Below are 20,547 nucleotides of genomic sequence, written 5' to 3' on the forward strand. Positions count from 1 at the left end.
CGTATTCTTTCCTCAACGACACTACCGAATTAAGCATTGAGGAAAGCATCATGGAACTCTATCTGGACACCGCAAACGTAGCAGAAGTTGAACGCCTGGCGCGCATCTACCCGCTGGCAGGCGTGACCACCAACCCGAGCATTATCGCAGCCGGTAAAACGCCGGTTTGGGATGTTCTTCCGCGCCTGCAAAAAGCCGTCGGTCCGGAAGGTATTCTGTTCGCCCAGACCATGAGCCGCGACGCGCAAGGCATGGTGGAAGAAGCCAAACGCCTGAGCAACGCCGTCCCCGGTATCGTGGTAAAAATCCCGGTCACCGCCGAAGGCCTTGCCGCTATCAAGCTGTTGAAAAAAGAAGGTATCCCCACGCTGGGTACAGCGGTATACAGCGCATCTCAGGGCCTGCTGGCCGCGCTGGCCGGGGCAAAATATGTGGCGCCGTACGTCAACCGCGTCGACGCCCAGGGCGGTGACGGCATCCGCATGGTCCAGGAGCTACAGTCCCTGCTGGAGCTGCATGCGCCGGAAAGCAAAGTGCTGGCCGCCAGCTTTAAGACGCCGCGCCAGGCGCTGGATTGCCTGTTAGCAGGCTGCGAAGCGATCACCCTTCCGTTAGATGTAGCGCAACAAATGCTCGGTACCCCTGCGGTAGAGTCAGCTATTGAGAAGTTTGAGCAGGACTGGAATAACGCCTTTGGAACGCTAAACCTGTAACCCGATCGGCGAGCTGCCCAGGGGGTGGCATCACGGTCATCCAGGAGGAATAGAAATGGATCGCATTATTCAATCACCCGGTAAGTACATTCAGGGCGCGGACGTCATTACCCGCCTTGGTGGATACCTAAAGCCGCTGGCAGAACGCTGGCTCATCGTGGGCGATAAATTCGTACTCGGTTTTGCCGAAGAAAAACTGCGTAAAAGCCTGGCGGATGCGGGGCTGGCTGGCGAAATCGCACCGTTTGGCGGCGAATGCTCACATAACGAAATCAACCGCTTGCGTGATATTGCCGGTTCCGCCCGCTGCACCGCCGTGCTGGGTATCGGCGGCGGCAAGACGCTGGATACCGCAAAAGCATTAGCACACTTTATGAATCTGCCGGTGGTTATTGCCCCGACGATTGCCTCCACCGACGCGCCGTGCAGCGCGCTCTCGGTCATCTATACCGATGACGGCGAGTTTGATAGCTACCTGATGCTGCCGCACAACCCGAACATGGTCATTGTCGATACGCAAATCGTTGCTGGCGCCCCGGCGCGCCTGCTGGCAGCCGGTATCGGTGATGCGCTGGCGACCTGGTTTGAAGCGCGTGCCTGCTCCCGCAGCGGCGCGACCACCATGGCGGGCGGAAAATGCACTCAGGCGGCGCTGGCGCTGGCTGAACTGTGCTACAACACGCTGGTTGAAGAGGGCGAAAAAGCGATGCTGGCGGCGGAGCAGCACGTGGTGACGCCGGCGCTGGAACGGGTGATTGAAGCCAACACCTATCTGAGCGGCGTCGGCTTTGAAAGCGGCGGCCTGGCGGCTGCGCACGCTATCCATAACGGTCTGACCGCTATTCCGGACGCTCACCACTACTATCATGGTGAAAAAGTGGCTTTCGGTACGCTTACGCAGCTGGTACTGGAAAACGCGCCGGTGGAAGAGATCGAAACCGTAGCGGCGCTGTGCCATAGCGTCGGGCTGCCTATCACCCTGGCGCAGCTGGATATTAAAGTCGATATCCCGGGCAAAATGCGTACCGTGGCGGAAGCCGCCTGCGCGGAAGGTGAAACCATCCACAATATGCCCGGCGGCGCGACGCCGGATCAGGTCTATGCCGCGCTTCTGGTGGCCGACCAGTACGGTCAACGCTTCCTGCAAGAGTGGGAATAACCCCTCGCGACATACCCGCCAGCAGGCGGGTATGTTCTTTTCGCCCGCCATTGCCCGCCAAAACGATGTATTTTATAGTGCGATTTTCCTTTGGGTGAATCGTAGATATGCAGTCATCAAATCGAAGAATGAGCATTTACGCCATTTTGCAACAGGACAAAAAAGTCGTCGTCAATGACCTCGCCGAAAAGTTCGGCGTCACCAAAATGACCATCCGTCGCGATCTCTCTTTCTTTGAAAAACAAGGCATTGTAAAAACAACCTACGGTGGAGCCTACTTAACCCGCGGCGCCAGCGTCGAGCCCGGCTTTCAGCTGCAATCGATACAAATGGCCGATGATAAGCACCTGATTGGCCAGAAAGCCGCCGAGCAGGTTGAAGATGGCGACACGATTATTATCGACTGCGGCACCACGCCGCTGGCGCTCGCTCATTTTATTTTCGATAAGAAAATCATGGTGATAACCAACTCCATTCCGGTGGTTAATCTCCTGAAAGGAAGAAAAAATATCAAGTTGATCGTCGCGCCCGGTGAATATGAAGACGCCAGCCAGGGAATGGTCTCTTTCAGTACCGCCGACTTCTTTCGTCATATCCACGCCGACAAAGTCTTCCTCAGCACTCAGGGCGTCAACGATCTTGGAGAGCTGACGGTTCCTGAAATGACCGATGCCCACGTCAAACAAGCGCTGATGCGCGCCGGGCGGCAAAAAATCCTGCTGGCGGACAGCAGTAAATTTGGTCAAACGTTCCTTGCAGGCCATGCCCGCCTGGCAGACCTTGACCTCGTTATCAGCCAGACCGGCCTCTCCCCCGATATCCTCTCTCTGATGCAAACGCAAAACGTACCGCTGCTGCTGGCGGATAGTCACCTCTGATGGCGCAGGCGCCCCGTTTTACCGCCAGAAAAGATGTTTTAAGGAAATAACCAGAACAAGCGGCGCCGAAGATGTTTTGACGCCGCAGAGAGAAGAGAAGGACGGGGAAATCTGAAGCCTGCTTACGCCGGGCGCACGCCTAAAGTGTGGCAAATCGCGTAGCTCATTTCCGCGCGGTTCAGGGTATAGAAATGGAAATCCTTCACCCCTTCGCGGCTGAGAATCTTCACCATATCCATGGCGATGTTCGCCCCCACCAGCTGGCGGGTTTCGGCGTCATTGTCCAGACCTTCGAACATTTTCGCCATCCACGTCGGGATACGCACGTTGGTCATATCGGCAAATTTTTTCGCCTGCCTGAAGTTAGAGACCGGCAGAATGCCCGGAATAATTTCGACGTCGATACCCGCCGAGACGCAGCGGTCGCGAAAACGCAGGTAGCTTTCAACATCAAAGAAAAACTGGGTAATCGCGCGATTTGCTCCGGCTTCGACCTTGCGCTTCAGGTTAAGCAGATCGGCCTGCGCGCTTTTGGCTTCCGGATGGACTTCCGGATAAGCCGCAACGGAAATATCAAAGTCCCCGACCTCTTTCAGCAGAGTCACCAGGTCGGCCGCGTACATATCCGGCTTACCGCTGCCAGGCGGCAGGTCACCACGCAGCGCAACGATATGGCGAATTCCGCTATCCCAGTAATCTTTAGCAATGGTACGCAGCTCATCGCGGCTGGCATCGATACAGGTCAGATGCGGGGCGGCTTCCAGACCGGTACGCTCTTTAATACCTTTGATAATGCTATGGGTGCGGTCACGTTCACCGGAGTTGGCGCCGTAGGTCACGGAAACAAACTTCGGCTTCAGGCTGCTCAGGCGATCGATGGATTTCCAGAGGGTTTGCTCCATTTCACTGGTACGCGGCGGAAAGAATTCAAAGGAGACGTTAATCTGGCCCTGCACTTCCGCCAGGCTCTGATTCAGGGCTTCCCGCTGATTGGCGTGAAAAAAGCTCATACCTTACCTCATCAATCGCATTTTATTGTTTGTTGTGTCGCGAACTTCTATACGTTTAGACGTCCAGATGTAAAAATGACGGAAAAGGGCATCCGCGTCAATAGAAAAATCAGCGTAAACAGTGAGGAATATTCAGCCAGGATGAAATTAATTCATCTCTTTTTCGCTAAGGCAATGATTTTTCAACGACTGCTGTTACCCTTTCCCGTACCCTCTCATTTGCGGGCAACGTCACCATTCCCAGCCTAAGCGGAAGCTGCTGGCTGGCATCCTGCAAAGGACAAAAGACGACCCCCTGTCGCTGAATCGCGGAAAAAGAGGCCGGCAGGAGGATCATGCCTTCTCCGCGCGCAATCCGCGCCAGCAGAACATCATGCTCGGCAGGCTCCTCCACGTAGGTGGGCACATAGCCTGCCCGGTCAAAAATACGTCGCGTATAGTCAAAAAAATCGGGATTACGCTCGCGTTTAAACCAGAACAGCGGCCGATGATTGAGTGCGCTTAACGTCAGCTCCGCCCTGGCGGCCTCCGGCCAGGATGCAGGTAGCGCCGCGATAAGCGGCTCCTGGTAAGACAAAGGATGCAGGTGAAGCCCCTCGGTATTCAGCGGCAGCGCCACCAGCGCCGCATCGAGCTTGCCCTTTCGCACCAGTTGGGCCAACGCCGGTGATGACTGACGAGTGATGTGCAATGCGCCGGTGTACTCACCCAGAGCGGATTCCGCGGCGGCGAAAACGCCTTGCTCAAAGGCGGTGGTCAACCCCAGACGCAGAGGCTGCTGCGCGGGCGCAGAGAGCTGGCTCAACGCCGCCAGGGTGCGATCCTGAAGCGCCAGCAGAGGCCGAATGATATCCAGCACCCGTCTTCCCTCGTCGGTAAGGATCAGACCTTTGGTATGCCGCAAGAATAGCGTTACCCCCAGCTGAGTTTCCAGATGGCGAATATGACGGCTCAGCGGCGGCTGCGAAATAAATAGCCGCTGCGCGGCCCGGCTGATGTTATTTTCCTCCGCCACCACCGCAAAGTAGCGCAGCAGGCGAATATCCAGAGTGTGTAAACGTGAATTTGTCATACTGAAAAGGTATCACGAAAAGGGTATTACTCAAGTCAGGAAAACTTCCCTAACCTTCCTCATTACGCATCATCACACTGAGGAAAAGCCATGACCAGCGAACGTTATACCATCGGACGAGAAATGCTACAGCGCGTGGACGGCAAAGGCGGCGACGCCGTCGTCAACAGCCTGAAGGATATCGCCCCCGATTTTGCCCGCTATCTGATTGAGTTCCCCTTCGGCGATATTTACGCCAGGCCAGGACTCGATTTACGCAGCCGTGAAATTGCCACTATCGCCGCGCTCACGGCGCTCGGTAACGCCGCGCCGCAGCTAAAAGTGCATATTGCCGCCGGGTTAAATGTCGGGCTGACGCAGGAAGAGATTACGGAAGTGATCATGCAGATGGCGGTCTATGCCGGATTCCCGGCGGCCCTGAATGGCCTGTTTGCCGCCAAAGAAGTCTTCGCGGCGCACTAAGGTGAAAAGACCAGGCGTTGCCTGGTCTTTGATTTATGGCTACAGCAGCTGCGCCAGACGGTTGATATCCGACTGAATCGCCCCGGCGGTCACATCACGACCGGCGCCCGGACCGCGGATCACCAGCGGGTTATCGCGATACCAGCGGCTCTCGATAGCAAAGACGTTATCACACGGCAGCAGCGCCGCCAGCGGATGCTCTTCGCGCACCGCTTCAACGCCGACGCGGGCTTTACCGTTAGCGTCAAAGCGCGCGACGTAGCGAAGCACCAGGCCCATTTCGCGCGCCGCTTCCAGACGCTGCAGCATCTGCTCGTTCAGCGCTTCGCCGTTCTCAAAGAAGTGATCGACAGACCCCTCTTCGCAGTGGGCGGGCACCAGCGACTCAACGCGCACCTGATCCGGCTCGATGTTGTAACCCGCCTCACGGGCCAGGATCACCAGCTTGCGCATGACGTCTTTCCCGGAGAGATCGACGCGCGGGTCCGGTTCCGTCAGCCCCTGCTGCCAGGCCTGATCGACGAGGTCTGTAAACGGCACTGTGCCGTCAAACTGCAGGAACAGCCATGAGAGGGTGCCGGAGAAAATACCGCTCAGCGCCAGAATGGTATCGCCGCTATCAATTAAATCGCGCACCGTATGGTTGACCGGTAAACCGGCGCCGACGGTGGCGTTGTACAGCCAGTGGCGCCCGGTCTTCTCGAACGCGTCGTGGATCTGGCGATACTTACTGCTGCTGCTGGCGCCAGCCAGCTTATTCGCGCTGATAACATGGAAACCATGGCTGGCGAAATCGAGGTACTGGTCGGCCAGCTGCGCGCTGGCGGTTACGTCCAGCACCACTAAATCATCGTACGGATGCGCGCACATCCACAGGAACAGCGACTCTTCATCCTGCTCAACGGCCTCATCATTAAAGAAAGCCAGCGCGCGACTGGCGTCAAGGCCTTCGTAATTAAGCAGGCTACGGCGACTATCCACGACCCCGGCAAGGATGAATTCAAACCCGGTGCGGGCGGAAAGCGTGGTCTGCTCGCGAGCGAACAGCTCCAGCCAGCGGGACCCGATATTACCTTTGCCAAACAGCACCAGGCCAATGCGTTTTTCCGCGCGGAACAACGACTGATGCAGCCCCTGAATAAGACTTTCCGTCGGCCCGGCGCGCAGCACCGCGACCAGGCTGATGCCCTCTTCTGATTGCCAGGTAAACTCTACCGGCTGACCCTTCAGCTGCTGCCAGAAACGGTGGCAGTGCAGCGGATTGCGGGTCACGCCAGCGCCAACCATCGCCACCAGCGCCAGTTTCTGACGCAGGCGCAGCTCGCCCGGCAGCCCCGCTTCGTCCAGCAGCTTCAGCGCGCTGTCGGCCACTTCAGAGGTGTAGCAGAACTGCAGCAGCTTACGGTCGGCGTGTACGCCAACCGCCAGCGGACGCAGCTGGGCGCGTTTTAAGATAGCGTCCAGCTCTTTATGCGCCAGTTTGAAATCCTGGCCGCCGGGTACCTGGAACTCAATCAGGCAGACATCATCATGGCTGGTCACGATACGCGCCCCGGTACCGGAAGCCAGCACGCGTTCGATGCGCGTTGAGCCCTGATCCGGGGTGTAGCTACAGCGTAATTGTAAATCGATATCGCTGCCGGAGACCGGCTGCAGCGTACGGGCATGCAGCACCGGCGCCGCCAGGCGGGCCAGTTCGCTGGCTTCATCCAGGCGCAGCAGCGGCAGCAGACAGGCGTCTTTCACTTTACGCGGATCCGCGCTGTAGACCCCGGCCACGTCGCTCCAGATAGTGACGCGAGACGCCCCGGCCAGGGCGCCGATTTGGGTGGCGGAATAGTCGGAACCGTTACGCCCCAGCAGGACGGTTTCCCCGGCGTTGTTACGCGAAATAAAGCCGGTCACCACCAGACGCTTGTTCGGGTGCTGCGCTATCAGCTGCTGCAAAAGCGGATAGGATAAACCTTCATCCACCTGCGGCTGCGCGGAGCGCTCGGCGCGCAGGAAGCTACGCGCATCCAGCCAGGCGGCTTCTACGCCAAGATGGTTCAGCACCGCCGCCATCAGGCGGGCCGACCAGACTTCGCCGTGACCGACGACTTCGGCGTATACCGCGTCGGTGACGCCGCCGTCAAGCAACCCGGCAAGGCGCTCAAGATCCTGAATAAAGATGGCAATCAGCGTGTCGGCAGCGTCTGGTGACAGCAGTCCGGAGATGAGCTCCATCTGATAACGACGGAGCGATTGTTGCACCTGATGCGCAGAAAGGCGATCGGTCTGGCTGAGCTTCAGCCAGCTGATCAACTGGTTGGTGGTACTGCCGGCGGCAGAGACGACCATCATGTCGCCCGCCTGCGAATACTCCGTCATAATACCCGCGACGCGCAGGTAACATTTCGCATCCGCTAAACTACTCCCACCAAATTTGTGCAGCTGACGACCCTTCGCCCCTGCCTGCGCAATCACACTCATGTTTATTCCTCGTTTGCTGCCCGGAAGCCATTTTCCAGGTCGGCAATTAAATCTTCACCATCTTCAATACCGGTCGAAATACGCAGAAGCGTTTCTGAGATCCCGGCGGCCGCACGCGCCTCAGGCGCCATGCCCGCATGGGTCATCGTCGCTGCGTGGGAAATCAGACTTTCCACGCCGCCCAGCGATTCCGCCAGCGTAAACAGCGATAACCCGCTCAGGAAACGACGCAGCGTCTGCTCATCGCCATCCAGTTCGAAGCTTAACATCGCCCCAAAACCTTTTTGCTGACGCGCCGCAATCTCATGCCCCTGGTTTTCCGGCAGGGACGGATGGTACAGTTTTTTCACCAGCGGCTGGGATTTCAGATAGTCGACAATCGCCAGCGCGTTACGCTGCGCCACTTCCATACGCGGAGAGAGCGTACGTAAGCCGCGCAGCAGCAGATAGCTATCAAACGCTCCGCCGGTGACGCCGATATTATTCGCCCACCATGCCAGTTCGGTGACGGTCGCCGGATCTTTAGCGATCACCACCCCGGCCACGACGTCAGAGTGGCCGTTCAAATATTTAGTGCACGAATGCAACACCAGATCGGCGCCCAGCGCCAGCGGATTCTGCAAAGCCGGGCTCAGGAAGGTGTTATCAACCACGCTGACCGCTCCGGCCTCACGCGCCAGACCGCAGATTTTCGCAATATCCACAACTCTCAGCAATGGATTACTTGGGCTTTCGACCAGAACCAGCTTCGGTTTTTCCGCCAGCGCGGCGCTCAGCGCCTGCTCGTCGTTTTGATCGACAAACAGCACGCGATAGCAGCCGCGCTTCGCCAGGCTGTCAAACAGGCGGTAGCTGCCGCCGTAGCAGTCGTGCGGCGCCACCAGCAGATCGCCCGGTTTCAGAAATACGGTGGTGACCAGCAAAATGGCCGACATGCCGGTATTGGTCAGAACCGCCCCCGCGCCGCCCTCCAGCTCCGCCAGCGCACGCTGCACCACATCACGGGTCGGGTTACCGCGACGAGAGTAGTCGTGGGCGCGAGGTTCGTTAAATCCGGTGAAATTATAGGTGCTGGAGAGATGAATGGGCGGGACAACGCAACCGTACTGCTCGTCGTCATTTAAACCGCTACGCACTGCGATGGTGGCCTGTTTACGCGTCATGTTGGGGAGTTCCTGGGCTGAGTCGGTGAAAAGTCAGGCTTCAGAGTAATCATTGTTATAATAGACGTCAATACATCTGGACATCTAAACTTCTTTGCGTATAGATTGAGCAAACTGGAAATAGCCGTTAAAATTATATGCATTAGCGCACATCCGTAGCGGCTTGTTTGGTGCCAGACGCGCCCCTCTACGGTAAACTACGCGCAATTATGGCCAGGACTCGCGTTCAGGCCCTTAACTAATGAATAGAGGATTAAAGGTAACTCATGGCTGAATGGAGCGGCGAATATATCAGCCCATACGCTGAGCACGGTAAGAAGAGTGAGCAAGTAAAAAAAATTACGGTTTCCATTCCTCTGAAGGTGTTAAAAATCCTCACCGATGAACGCACGCGTCGTCAGGTGAATAACCTGCGGCACGCGACTAACAGCGAACTGCTGTGCGAAGCGTTCCTGCATGCCTTTACCGGTCAACCGTTGCCTAACGATGAAGACCTGCGTAAAGAGCGCAGCGATGAAATCCCGGAAGCGGCGAAAGAGATTATGCGCGAACTGGGCATCGACCCGGATACGTGGGAATACTAAAACCATAAAAAAGGGCAGAAGAAATCTTCTGCCCTTTTTTCTCGCGTTTAGCGCAAGAGAAACAAAAAAGCCGCCCTGAGGCGGCTTCTTCAGCAAATTACTTGCTGGTACCCGGCACGCTGAAGCGCTTGTTGAAGCGGTCAACACGGCCACCGGTAGCAACATCACGCTGTTTGCCAGTGTAGAACGGGTGGCATTTACCGCACACGTCGAGGTTCAGGTCGTGACCTACGGTAGAACGGATTTTCATGACGTTACCGCAAGAGCAGGAAGCAGTAACTTCTTCGTATTTCGGATGAATATCTTTTTTCATGGGAGAACCTCAGTTAAGGCCGCGTCGCTCTTCCAGCCCTAACGCCAGACACCACGCGATGTTAATAATTCCCGGAGCGATTACACTACCGGGTAATAGATTTTGATGTCGCACAAAGCGCATCAAAGGCGGCGAATCATACAGAATTTGACCAGCATATGCAAACTGATCCGCGAGCCCTTATCACAATGTGTATACTAACCCGCCAGATTTCAAGTCAGGAAGATTAAATGCCCGTCGCTCACGTTGCCCTGCCCGTTCCGCTGCCCCGCACTTTTGACTATTTGCTGCCTGAAGGTATGCCGGTCAAAGCGGGCTGTCGCGTGCGCGTTCCGTTCGGCAAGCAGGAGCGGATAGGTATCGTAACGGCGGTCAGTGAGCGCAGCGAACTGCCGCTCGACGAACTCAAGCCGGTGGCCGAAGCCCTCGACGCCGAGCCGGTCTTCTCCGCTTCGGTCTGGCGGCTGCTGCTGTGGGCGGCGGACTACTACCATCATCCCATCGGCGATGTGCTGTTTCACGCGCTACCGATCGTGCTGCGCCAGGGGAAGCCCGCCAGCGCGACGCCAATGTGGTACTGGTTTGCCACCGAACAGGGGCAAGCGGTTGATATCAACAGCCTTAAGCGCTCACCGAAACAGCAGCAGGCGCTGGCGGCGCTGCGTCAGGGCAAGATCTGGCGCCATCAGGTTGCCGAACTCGAATTTAACGACGCCGCCCTGCAGGCGCTGCGGGGTAAAGGCCTGGCCGAACTCGCCAGCGAAGCGCCCGCGATCGCCGACTGGCGCACGGGCTTCTCGGTACCCGGCGAGCGCCTGCGGCTCAATACCGAACAGGCCACCGCCGTGGGCGCGATTCACAGCGCCTCGGACAGCTTTTCCGCCTGGCTGCTGGCCGGGATCACCGGTTCGGGCAAAACGGAAGTGTATCTGAGCGTCCTTGAAAACGTACTGGCGCAGGGGCGCCAGGCGCTGGTGATGGTGCCGGAGATCGGCCTGACGCCGCAGACTATCGCCCGTTTCCGCCACCGCTTTAGCGCCCCGGTGGAAGTGCTGCACTCCGGACTGAACGACAGCGAACGCCTCTCCGCGTGGCTAAAAGCCAAAAACGGCGAAGCGGCGATTGTTATCGGTACCCGCTCGTCGCTATTTACCCCTTTTAAAGACCTCGGGGTCATCGTCATCGATGAAGAGCACGACAGCTCTTATAAACAGCAGGAAGGCTGGCGCTATCACGCCCGCGATCTGGCGGTCTGGCGCGCCCACAGCGAACAAATTCCAATTATCCTCGGCTCGGCGACCCCGGCGCTGGAGACGCTTCATAACGTCCGCCAGGGCAAGTATCGCCAGCTGAAGCTCACCAAACGAGCGGGCAATGCGCGCCCGGCTCAGCAGCACGTTCTGGATTTAAAGGGCCAGCAGCTGCAGGCCGGACTGTCTCCGGCGCTCATTAGCCGCATGCGCCAGCATCTGCAGGCCGATAACCAGGTGATTCTGTTTTTGAACCGCCGCGGCTTCGCGCCGGCGCTGCTGTGCCACGACTGCGGCTGGATAGCGGAGTGTCCGCGCTGCGACAGCTACTACACGCTGCACCAGGCTCAGCATCATCTGCGCTGCCACCACTGCGACAGCCAGCGCCCGATTCCGCGCCAGTGCCCCTCCTGCGGCTCAACGCATCTGGTACCGGTAGGTTTGGGGACCGAACAGCTTGAGCAGGCGCTGGGACCGCTGTTTCCCGCTATCCCGATTTCCCGTATCGACCGGGATACCACCAGCCGCAAAGGCGCGCTTGAGCAATATCTTGCCGACGTCAATCGCGGCGGCGCGCGCATTCTTATCGGCACCCAAATGCTGGCGAAGGGGCACCACTTCCCGGATGTCACCCTGGTTTCCCTGCTGGACGTTGACGGCGCGCTGTTTTCCGCCGATTTCCGCTCGGCGGAGCGCTTCGCTCAGCTCTACACGCAGGTTTCAGGCCGCGCAGGCCGGGCGGGCAAACAGGGCGAGGTGATCCTGCAGACCCACCACCCGGAACACCCGCTGCTGCAAACGCTGCTTTATAAAGGATACGACGCGTTTGCCGAGCAGGCGCTGGCGGAACGGCAAAGCATGCAGCTGCCGCCGTGGACCAGCCACGTGCTGATTCGCGCCGAGGATCATAACAACCAGCAGGCGCCGCTTTTTTTACAACAGCTGCGCAACCTGCTGCAGGCCAGCCCGCTGGCCGATAAGAAACTGTGGGTGCTCGGGCCGGTTCCGGCGCTGGCGCCAAAGCGTGGCGGCCGCTGGCGCTGGCAAATTCTCCTCCAGCATCCGTCGCGCGTTCAGCTACAGCATATCGTCAGCGGAACGCTGGCGTTGATTAACACGCTGCCGGAAGCGCGAAAAGTGAAATGGGTTCTGGACGTCGATCCTATTGAAGGTTAAGGCTTCTCTTGCGAGGCGGATCGAAAAATTCAACCATCGTCACGTTTTTCATGAAAATTCTGTAACTCTCTGGATGTACTATCTGTTAAAAATGTTGCTGATGTCAGAACGCCAGGGATGTGTCTGCGCCAGTCAGCGAGGAGAAATCAGGTGAAGCCCAAAAAACAGGTCGTTGCCGCCACTATGAAAGACGTTGCCCAAAAGGCAAACGTTTCCACGGCAACCGTATCCCGAGCGTTAATGAATCCCGATAAGGTTTCGCAGAGCACCCGTAACCGGGTCGAGCAGGCCGCGCTGGAAGTCGGCTATTTACCGCAATCGCTCGGGCGCAATATGAAGCGCAACGAGTCACGCACCATTCTGGTGATTGTGCCGGATATCTGCGACCCCTTTTTCAGCGAGATCATTCGCGGTATTGAAGTCACCGCGGCGGAACAGGAGTACCTGGTGCTGATTGGCGATTGCGCCCACCAGAACCGTCAGGAAAAGACCTTTATCGACCTGATCATTACCAAGCAGATCGACGGTATGCTGCTGCTTGGCTCCCGTTTGCCCTTCGATGCGGGCGTAGAGGAGCAGCGCAATCTGCCGCCGATGGTCATGGCCAATGAATTCGCTCCCGAGCTTGAGCTGCCGACGGTGCATATCGATAACCTCACCGCCGCCTTTAACGCCGTTAACTATCTGCACGAGCTGGGGCATCGCCGCATCGGCTGTATCGCCGGCCCGGAAGAGATGCCGCTGTGCCATTATCGCCTGCAGGGCTATGTCCAGGCGCTGCGTCGTAGCGGGATAACCGTCGATCCGCACTATATCGCCCGCGGCAATTTTACCTATGAAGCCGGCGCCAACGCCCTCGAACAGCTGCTGGCGCTGCCGGTACCGCCGACGGCTGTTTTCTGCCATAGCGATATTATGGCGCTGGGGGCATTATCGCTGGCGAAACGTCGCGGCCTGAAAGTTCCTGAAGATCTGTCTATTATTGGTTTCGATAACATCTCTTTGTCTGAATTTTGCGATCCGCCATTGACGACCGTCGCGCAACCACGTTTTGATATTGGCCGCGAAGCGATGCTGCTTTTATTGGATCAACTGCACGGTCACAGCGTCAGCAGCGGTTCACGATTACTCGACTGCGAGCTTATCGTTCGCGGCAGTACGCGAAAAATCCGAACATAACCTTCAGGCTTTCGGGCCTGCCCTTCTGGTCAAAGGCCCGCCGCTTAAGTAACATGGCGGGCTGAAAAACGAATAAGACAGCGAAACGATAGTGGCACAACGAGATTATGTACGCCGCAGCCAACCGGCTTCTTCGCGGCGCAAAAAGAGCAATACCCGAAGCTCAAGGAACAAGCAAGGCGGCCTTTCGGCGGTTTCACCGACTATGGTGGCGATCGCTGCGGCAGTGCTGGTGGCCTTTATCGGTGGACTGTACTTCATCACGCACCACAAGAAAGAAGAGGCTGAAGCGCTGCAAAATCGCCAGGCCGCTGGCAACGGCCTCCCGCCGAAGCCGGAAGAGCGCTGGCGCTATATTAAAGAGCTGGAGAGCCGTCAGCCCGGCGTTCGTGCGCCTACGGAACCCACGGCAGGCGGCGAAGTTATGAAGCCGGAGCAGCTGACGGACGAGCAGCGCCAGCTGTTGGCGCAAATGCAGGCCGATATGCGTCAGCAGCCTACGCAGCTGACCGAAGTGCCGTGGAATGAACAAACCCCGGCGCAGCGCCAGCAGACCCTGCAGCGTCAGCGTTTAGTTCAGCAGCAGCAGCTCGCGCAGGTGCAGCAGCAGACACAGACGCAGGTACAGCAACCGCGAACCCAGCCGCGGGCCGTCGAGCAGCCGAAACCGGTGCAGCAGCCGCCGAAGCAAACGGCGTCGAACCAGCAGCCGTATCAGGATCTGCTGCAAACTCCGGCGCATACCAGTACCGCGCAGCCTAAAACCCAGGCCGCCGCGCCGGTAACCCGCGTTGAAGAGGCGCCAAAAACCGCCGCCGCGGAGAAAAAAGACGATCGCAGCTGGATGATCCAGTGCGGCTCCTTCAAAGGCGCTGAGCAGGCGGAAACCGTACGCGCGCAGCTGGCGTTTGAAGGCTTCGCCTCGCACATCACCACCAATAACGGCTGGAACCGCGTGGTAATTGGGCCGCTGAAAGGCAAAGAAAACGCCAGCAATATGATTGAACGGCTGAAAATGGCCGGACACGCAAACTGCATTCGTCTCGCCGCCAGGGGTTGAAACCCTCAAAATCCCCCCCATCTATAATTGCATTCTGCCCCGCGTAACCGCGGGGCCCCTATTCCGCTTTTGCAACCAAGGGGTCTGCTCGTGACTACAATTGTAAGTGTTCGCCGTAACGGCCATGTCGTTATTGCCGGTGATGGCCAGGCCACGCTGGGCAACACCGTAATGAAAGGCAACGTCAAAAAAGTGCGCCGCCTGTACAACGACAAAGTGATCGCCGGCTTTGCGGGCGGCACCGCTGACGCCTTCACGCTGTTCGAACTGTTTGAACGTAAGCTGGAAATGCATCAGGGCCACCTGGTAAAGGCCGCCGTTGAGCTGGCGAAAGACTGGCGTACCGACCGCATGCTGCGCAAGCTGGAAGCGCTGCTGGCCGTGGCTGACGAAAACGCATCGCTTATCATCACCGGTAACGGTGACGTGGTGCAGCCAGAAAACGATTTGATTGCTATCGGCTCCGGCGGTCCTTACGCCCAGGCCGCGGCTCGCGCCCTGCTGGAAAATACCGATATGGGCGCACGCGATATCGCAGAGAAAGCGTTGAATATTGCAGGTGATATCTGCATTTATACCAACCACTTCCATACCATCGAAGAATTACCGTCTAAAGCGTAAGGATCTCCCATGTCTGAAATGACCCCACGCGAAATTGTCAGCGAACTGGACAAACACATTATCGGCCAGGACGCAGCCAAGCGCTCCGTCGCCATCGCTCTGCGTAACCGCTGGCGTCGTATGCAGCTCAACGAAGAGCTGCGTCACGAAGTCACGCCCAAAAACATTCTGATGATCGGCCCGACCGGCGTCGGTAAAACGGAAATCGCCCGTCGTCTGGCAAAGCTTGCCAACGCGCCGTTCATCAAAGTTGAAGCGACGAAATTCACCGAAGTGGGCTATGTTGGTAAAGAAGTGGACTCCATCATCCGCGATCTGACCGATGCGGCGATCAAAATGGTGCGCATGCAGTCCATCGACAAAAACCGCTATCGTGCGGAAGAACTGGCGGAAGAGCGCATCCTTGACGTGCTGATCCCGCCGGCGAAAAACAACTGGGGCCAGGCTGAACAGCCTCAGGAACCGTCCGCCGCGCGTCAGTCTTTCCGTAAAAAACTGCGCGAAGGGCAGCTCGATGATAAAGAGATTGAGATCGATCTCGCCGCCGCGCCGATGGGCGTTGAAATCATGTCCCCTCCGGGCATGGAAGAGATGACCAGCCAGCTGCAGTCCATGTTCCAGAACCTGGGCGGCCAGAAGCAAAAACCGCGTAAGCTGAAAATTAAAGACGCGATGAAGCTGCTGATTGAAGAAGAAGCGGCGAAGCTGGTCAACCCGGAAGAGCTGAAGCAGGATGCCATCGACGCCGTTGAGCAGCACGGTATCGTGTTTATCGACGAAATCGATAAAATCTGTAAGCGCGGCGGCAACTCCTCCGGCCCGGACGTATCCCGCGAAGGCGTACAGCGCGATCTGCTGCCGCTGGTTGAAGGCTGCACCGTCTCCACCAAGCACGGCATGGTGAAAACCGATCATATTCTGTTTATCGCTTCCGGCGCGTTCCAGGTGGCCAGCCCGTCTGACTTAATCCCGGAGCTGCAGGGTCGTCTGCCGATTCGCGTTGAGCTGAAAGCGCTGACCACCCACGACTTCGAGCGCATCCTGACCGAGCCGAACGCGTCCATCACCGTGCAGTATAAAGCGCTGATGGCCACCGAAGGCGTCAATATCGAGTTCACGGAAGATGGCATCAAGCGTATCGCTCAGGCCGCGTGGCAGGTCAACGAGACCACCGAGAACATCGGTGCGCGTCGTCTGCATACCGTCCTGGAGCGTCTGATCGAAGACATCTCCTACGATGCCAGCGAAATGAATGGCCAAACCGTCACCATCGATGCGGAATATGTCGGTAAGCATCTGGATGTTCTGGTGGCAGATGAAGATCTGAGCCGTTTTATCTTATAATCCGGTTCAATATATTTTCATCACTATAGATGAGGCTATATACCCAAAATAATTCGAGTTGCTTAAAGGCGGCAAGGGAGTGACAAATTCGTCGGGAACGAATTTGACCAGCCGAAGGCTGGCCTCCGGTGAGAGGCAGGAGCCTCTCATTAGTCCCCAGGAGCATAGATAACTATGTGACTGGGGGGAATGAGCGTAGCCAACACATAAGCAACTTGAAGTATGACGGGTATAGATACCCTAAATAATTCGAGTTGTGGGAAGGCAGCCGTTGGCTGAGGGCCCTCATTTATCCCGGCAGTGCCTGGGGTGAATGCGCGTCGCCAACGCATCTGCAGCTTGAAGTATGAAGGGTAGAGCCCCATTTTTTATTGGCCGGGACTTATGACCGAACACGCTATCACTCGCACCCAGGCCTGGCTGGAAAGCCTGCGCCCCAAAACGTTACCTCTGGCCTTTGCCGCCATTATTGTCGGCTCCGCGCTTGCCTGGCATCAGGGCAGCTTCGATCCCTGGGTTGCCCTGCTGGCCATCATCACCGCCGGTTTATTACAAATCCTCTCCAATCTGGCCAACGATTATGGCGACGCGGTAAAAGGCAGCGATAAACCTGACCGTATCGGCCCCCTGCGCGGGATGCAGAAAGGGGCAATTACCCAGGCGCAGATGAAACGCGCGTTGATACTCACCGTAGCGCTGATTTGCCTTTCTGGCCTGGCGCTGCTGTTCCTGGCCTGGCAAACCATGGCCGATTTTATCGGTTTTATGGTGCTTGGCGGGCTATCGATCGTGGCCGCCATTACCTACACCGTCGGCACTCGTCCTTACGGCTACATCGGCCTTGGCGATATCTCCGTGCTGGTGTTCTTCGGCTGGCTTAGCGTGGTCGGGAGCTGGTACCTCCAGGCGCACAGCGTTGAAGCGGTTATTTTCTTACCCGCCACCGCCTGCGGCCTGCTGGCAACGGCGGTGCTGAATATTAACAACCTGCGTGATATCAACAGCGATCGTGAAAACGGTAAAAACACCCTCGCCGTGCGCCTGGGGCCGGTTAACGCTCGCCGCTACCACGCCTGCCTGCTGTTTGGCGCGCTGCTGTGCCTGGCGCTGTTTAACCTTCTCTCGCTGCATAATCCGTGGGGTTGGCTGTTCCTGCTGGCAACGCCGCTGCTGGTCAAACAGGCGCGTTATGTGATGCGCGAACGCGACCCTGTCGCCATGCGTCCAATGCTCGAAAGAACGGTTAAAGGGGCGCTGCTGACCAACCTGCTGTTTGTTATCGGAATTATTTGCAGCCGGCTTGTGGGTTAACTGACAAATATCAATTAACAATTGATGATTTTGCCAACAGTACGATTCACGCGATATACTGAAAATTCTCGCAGCAACTGAACGTTAAGCCTATGAAATACGATACTTCCGAGCTTTGTGACATCTACCAGGAGGATGTCAACGTCGTGGAACCTCTGTTCTCCAACTTTGGGGGGCGCTCGTCGTTTGGTGGACAAATCATCACGGTAAAATGTTTCGAGGATAACGGGTTGCTCTACGATATGCTCGAACAGAACGGCCGTGGCCATGTCCTGTTGGTTGACGGCGGTGGTTCCGTTCGACGCGCATTGATTGACGCTGACCTGGCGCGTCTGGCCGTACAAAACGAGTGGGAAGGGCTGGTCGTCTATGGCGCTGTGCGTCAGGTTGACGATCTGGAAGAGCTGGATATCGGCATCCAGGCGCTGGCGGCCATCCCCGTAGGGGCCGCAGGTGAAGGTATCGGCGAAAGCGACGTGCGCGTCAACTTCGGCGGCGTCACCTTCTTTTCCGGCGACCATCTCTACGCCGATAATACCGGGATTATCCTCTCCGAGGATGCCCTGGATATCGAGTAGCGTCCCGCCCATAAAAAAGGCCTTCTCTCTGAGAAGGCCTTTTTATTTCCGCCGGAGGCTTAGTACAGTTTCTTAGCGCAATCCAGCCAGTCGCTTTTGAACGGACGCTTCATGTTTTCGATAGCGTCGATAATGTCGTGGTGAACCAGCTTCTCGTTCTGAATACCGACGCAGCGGCCGCCGAAGCCCTGCAGCAGCAGGTCAATCGCGTACGCGCCCATGCGGGATGCCAGAATACGGTCATAAGGAACCGGAGAGCCGCCGCGCTGAATGTGGCCCAGTACGGTGGCACGCGTTTCACGGCCGGTCTCTTTCTCGATGTAGTGAGCCAGCTCGTCGACGTCGCACATATGCTCGGTAATCGCCACAATCGCGTGTTTTTTGCCTTTCGCGATACCCGCCTTAATTTCTGAAACCAGGTCGTCGCGCGTGTATTCAACCTCAGGCACCATGATGAACTCACAGCCGCCGGAGATAGCTGCCGCCAGGGTCAGATCGCCGCAGTAGCGGCCCATCACTTCAACAACGGAAATACGCTGGTGGGAGGAAGAGGTGTCACGCAGGCGGTCAATGGCCTCTACCACGGTGCTCAATGCGGTAAAGAAGCCGATGGTATAGTCGGTGCCTTTAATATCGTTGTCGATGGTGCCCGGCAGACCGATGCAGGGGAAGCCCATCTCAGTCAGACGCACGGCGCCCATATAGGAACCGTCACCACCGATAACCACCAGCGCATCCAGGCCGCGCTTTCTCATATTTTCAATCGCGACGGCGCGAATATGTTCTTCGCGGAATTCTGGAAAACGCGCCGACCCCAGGAAGGTGCCGCCGCGGTTGATCATGTCGGAAACGCTGTAGCGGTCGAGCTGAACCATACGATCTTCATACAGGCCGAGGTAACCGTCATAGATTCCAAAAACTTCCAGACCTTCCGTTAATGCCGCACGCACAACGCCACGAATTGCTGCGTTCATGCCCGGGGCATCACCGCCACTTGTCAACACACCGATTTTCTTAATCATGACTACCTCTGAACTTAGGAAGCAAAAAATAATCCTGTTGCCTGAAGCGCCCCTCACGAGGAGTGCACAACGATAATTGCAATAGTATATCAAACGCTTCTGGCTGAATTGATTCAGGTCAGACCAAATGGCGGTAATTTATACAAAAAATGCCGATCCGCCCCACACTTTTACATCGAGTTTACAGACTATAACCTAAAGATCATAAAACACCCTGCCGCCCTAACGGCACCACAGAGCAGGGGTCCTGGTGGATAATGACATCGGACCCGGGAAAACGGAGCAACAGCGCCTGCTCCACCTGGTCGGCAATCACGTGTGCCTGAACCAGCGGGAGGTTATCTTCCATTTCCAAATGAATCTGAATAAAGCGAGTCGGCCCTGACTGCCGCGTTCGTAGATCGTGCGCCCCGCTGACGCCTGGCCACGCGGTCACGATATTGATAATTTCCTGGCGTTCCTCATCAGGAAGCGCACGGTCTAACAACGACTGAACGGCGTCATAAGCCATGCGCAGCGCGCTATATAAAATATAGACGCCTATACCTAATGCAAACAGCGCATCAGCACGGTGCCAGCCGTACCAGGAGAGGGCCAGCGCCACCAGAATTGCGCCGTTCATCATAACATCAGACTGATAATGAAGCATATCCGCCCGTACCGCCTGACTTTGTGTTTTTCTTACGACCCAGCGCTGGAACGTGACCAGCAGCAGCGTGCTGACCAGCGCAATCAGCGTCACCACCATCCCTACGCCCGCCGCATTCATCGGCTCAGGACGAACGAGATGATCAATACCGGTCAAGAACAGAAACAGCGCCGAGCCGGAGACAAACATACTTTGCGCCAGCGCGGCCAGCGATTCCGCTTTACCATGGCCAAAGGTATGTTCTTCATCGGCAGGCTGCAGCGAATAACGCACCACCAGCAGGTTGGTCAACGAGGCGGCGATATCCACCAGTGAATCAACCAGCGCCGCCAGAATACTCACAGACCCGGTATACCACCATGCAAAAATCTTGATCAAAAGTAACGCAGAGGCCATCACCGTCGCCGCAATCGCCGCGCGGCTCACCAGCTGCCCATAAGATTGATTCATAAACGCTCCTTACTTCGCGATGCGCTTAGTATAACCCGATCTTTTACCGGGACGGGGAGCCAGGAGGGCGCTGAATAACGG

General features: G+C 57.1%; 19 protein-coding genes. 12 read left to right on the forward strand and 7 right to left on the reverse strand.

Annotated features, from left to right (window positions below; translation table 11 throughout):
* Window positions 1–50: 50 nt before the first annotated feature.
* The 3 genes from fsa (at window position 51) to F8562_RS03440 (ending at window position 2,750) form a co-directional block, all read left to right on the forward strand.
* Entirely contained in the window at window positions 51–713 is a 663-nt protein-coding gene (gene fsa, locus F8562_RS03430; RefSeq protein WP_004107558.1) for a fructose-6-phosphate aldolase, read from the forward strand.
* A gap of 55 nt (window positions 714–768) precedes the next feature.
* Window positions 769–1,872 (forward strand): bifunctional L-1,2-propanediol dehydrogenase/glycerol dehydrogenase, encoded by a 1,104-nt coding sequence (gene gldA, locus F8562_RS03435; RefSeq protein ID WP_014837051.1) that lies wholly within the window; start codon window positions 769–771, stop codon window positions 1,870–1,872.
* Between the two features lie 128 nt (window positions 1,873–2,000).
* On the forward strand, window positions 2,001–2,750 hold the full coding sequence (locus tag F8562_RS03440) for a DeoR/GlpR family DNA-binding transcription regulator (RefSeq protein ID WP_014227432.1): 750 nt from the start codon (window positions 2,001–2,003) through the stop codon (window positions 2,748–2,750).
* A gap of 122 nt (window positions 2,751–2,872) precedes the next feature.
* Here the strand turns inward: F8562_RS03440 and metF are convergent, their stop codons facing one another.
* On the reverse strand, window positions 2,873–3,760 hold the full coding sequence (gene metF / locus F8562_RS03445; protein ID WP_004856019.1) for a methylenetetrahydrofolate reductase: 888 nt from the start codon (window positions 3,758–3,760) through the stop codon (window positions 2,873–2,875).
* 166 nt (window positions 3,761–3,926) lie between these two features.
* Window positions 3,927–4,832, reverse strand: coding sequence for a LysR family transcriptional regulator (locus F8562_RS03450; RefSeq protein ID WP_014837050.1), 906 nt, complete (start codon window positions 4,830–4,832; stop codon window positions 3,927–3,929).
* Between the two features lie 90 nt (window positions 4,833–4,922).
* On the opposite strand from F8562_RS03450, the gene F8562_RS03455 reads away from it, so the two are divergent.
* A complete protein-coding gene (locus F8562_RS03455) occupies window positions 4,923–5,294 on the forward strand; it encodes a carboxymuconolactone decarboxylase family protein (protein WP_004856015.1) in 372 nt (123 codons plus the stop codon).
* Between the two features lie 39 nt (window positions 5,295–5,333).
* On the opposite strand, the gene F8562_RS03460 is transcribed toward F8562_RS03455, so the two are convergent.
* Window positions 5,334–7,766 carry a bifunctional aspartate kinase/homoserine dehydrogenase II gene (locus F8562_RS03460; RefSeq protein ID WP_014837049.1) on the reverse strand — a complete coding sequence of 811 codons (2,433 nt, stop codon included), beginning with the start codon at window positions 7,764–7,766 and terminating at the stop codon, window positions 5,334–5,336.
* A 2-nt stretch (window positions 7,767–7,768) separates the two neighbouring features.
* Window positions 7,769–8,929, reverse strand: a complete 1,161-nt coding sequence (gene metB, locus F8562_RS03465; protein WP_014227429.1) for a cystathionine gamma-synthase — start codon at window positions 8,927–8,929, stop codon at window positions 7,769–7,771.
* Between the two features lie 266 nt (window positions 8,930–9,195).
* Here metB and metJ point away from each other — a divergent pair, with 266 nt between their 5' ends.
* The gene (metJ, locus tag F8562_RS03470; protein ID WP_004107547.1) at window positions 9,196–9,513 is read left to right on the forward strand and encodes a met regulon transcriptional regulator MetJ; all 318 of its coding nucleotides are present in this window, start codon (window positions 9,196–9,198) and stop codon (window positions 9,511–9,513) included.
* A 97-nt stretch (window positions 9,514–9,610) separates the two neighbouring features.
* On the opposite strand, the gene rpmE is transcribed toward metJ, so the two are convergent.
* Window positions 9,611–9,826, reverse strand: a complete 216-nt coding sequence (rpmE, locus tag F8562_RS03475; protein ID WP_004107543.1) for a 50S ribosomal protein L31 — start codon at window positions 9,824–9,826, stop codon at window positions 9,611–9,613.
* Between the two features lie 230 nt (window positions 9,827–10,056).
* Between rpmE and priA the strand changes: the two genes are divergently transcribed.
* From priA to rraA, 7 genes are all read left to right on the forward strand, one after another.
* Window positions 10,057–12,252: a primosomal protein N' gene (gene priA, locus F8562_RS03480; protein ID WP_014837047.1), complete on the forward strand. Its 2,196-nt coding sequence runs from the start codon at window positions 10,057–10,059 to the stop codon at window positions 12,250–12,252.
* Window positions 12,253–12,402: 150 nt separating this feature from the next.
* Window positions 12,403–13,431, forward strand: a complete 1,029-nt coding sequence (gene cytR / locus F8562_RS03485; protein ID WP_004856005.1) for a DNA-binding transcriptional regulator CytR — start codon at window positions 12,403–12,405, stop codon at window positions 13,429–13,431.
* 91 nt (window positions 13,432–13,522) lie between these two features.
* Window positions 13,523–14,491, forward strand: a complete 969-nt coding sequence (gene ftsN / locus F8562_RS03490) for a cell division protein FtsN (protein WP_071846047.1) — start codon at window positions 13,523–13,525, stop codon at window positions 14,489–14,491.
* A 90-nt stretch (window positions 14,492–14,581) separates the two neighbouring features.
* The gene (hslV, locus tag F8562_RS03495; RefSeq protein ID WP_004107530.1) at window positions 14,582–15,112 is read left to right on the forward strand and encodes an ATP-dependent protease subunit HslV; all 531 of its coding nucleotides are present in this window, start codon (window positions 14,582–14,584) and stop codon (window positions 15,110–15,112) included.
* A gap of 9 nt (window positions 15,113–15,121) precedes the next feature.
* Window positions 15,122–16,456 carry an HslU--HslV peptidase ATPase subunit gene (gene hslU, locus F8562_RS03500; RefSeq protein ID WP_004127247.1) on the forward strand — a complete coding sequence of 445 codons (1,335 nt, stop codon included), beginning with the start codon at window positions 15,122–15,124 and terminating at the stop codon, window positions 16,454–16,456.
* A 384-nt stretch (window positions 16,457–16,840) separates the two neighbouring features.
* Window positions 16,841–17,767, forward strand: a complete 927-nt coding sequence (menA, locus tag F8562_RS03505) for a 1,4-dihydroxy-2-naphthoate polyprenyltransferase (protein ID WP_014837046.1) — start codon at window positions 16,841–16,843, stop codon at window positions 17,765–17,767.
* A 92-nt stretch (window positions 17,768–17,859) separates the two neighbouring features.
* Window positions 17,860–18,345, forward strand: a complete 486-nt coding sequence (gene rraA / locus F8562_RS03510) for a ribonuclease E activity regulator RraA (RefSeq protein WP_004127241.1) — start codon at window positions 17,860–17,862, stop codon at window positions 18,343–18,345.
* Between the two features lie 59 nt (window positions 18,346–18,404).
* On the opposite strand, the gene pfkA is transcribed toward rraA, so the two are convergent.
* Window positions 18,405–19,367 carry a 6-phosphofructokinase gene (pfkA, locus tag F8562_RS03515; protein ID WP_004127238.1) on the reverse strand — a complete coding sequence of 321 codons (963 nt, stop codon included), beginning with the start codon at window positions 19,365–19,367 and terminating at the stop codon, window positions 18,405–18,407.
* A 202-nt stretch (window positions 19,368–19,569) separates the two neighbouring features.
* Window positions 19,570–20,466, reverse strand: a complete 897-nt coding sequence (gene fieF / locus F8562_RS03520; protein ID WP_014227425.1) for a CDF family cation-efflux transporter FieF — start codon at window positions 20,464–20,466, stop codon at window positions 19,570–19,572.
* Window positions 20,467–20,547 lie beyond the last annotated feature (81 nt).

This window comes from Klebsiella sp. RCJ4 (assembly GCF_009025755.1).
GTDB classification, from domain to species: Bacteria; Pseudomonadota; Gammaproteobacteria; order Enterobacterales; family Enterobacteriaceae; genus Klebsiella; species Klebsiella michiganensis.